At 67.4% G+C, this 380-nt stretch carries 1 pseudogene; it reads left to right on the forward strand.

Annotated features, from left to right (window positions below):
• Positions 1–380 (forward strand): annotated as a pseudogene (locus FJV41_RS57780) (cell division protein FtsZ); the annotation flags it as partial.

A 380-nucleotide genomic window follows, 5' to 3' on the forward strand; every position in this document is an offset into this window, starting at 1 on the left:
GACAATGGCCTCTCCGAACTGGAAGCCAACGTCGACTCCCTGATCGTGGTGCTCAACGAGAAGCTGCTGGAAGTGCTGGGCGACGACATCACCCAGGACGAGGCCTTCGCGCACGCCAACGACGTGCTGAAGAACGCCGTGGGCGGCATCGCCGAGATCATCAACGAGTACGGCCACGTGAACGTCGACTTCGAAGACGTGCGCACCGTGATGGGCGAGCCCGGCAAGGCCATGATGGGCACCGCCGTCGCGAGCGGCCCCGACCGTGCCCGCATCGCCGCCGAGCAGGCCGTGGCCTGCCCGCTGCTGGAAGGCATCGACCTGTCGGGCGCCAAGGGCGTGCTGGTGCTGGTCACGGCCGCCAAGGGCAGGCTCAAGCT

The organism is Myxococcus llanfairpwllgwyngyllgogerychwyrndrobwllllantysiliogogogochensis (assembly GCF_006636215.1).
Classification (GTDB): domain Bacteria; phylum Myxococcota; class Myxococcia; order Myxococcales; family Myxococcaceae; genus Myxococcus; species Myxococcus llanfairpwllgwyngyllgogerychwyrndrobwllllantysiliogogogochensis.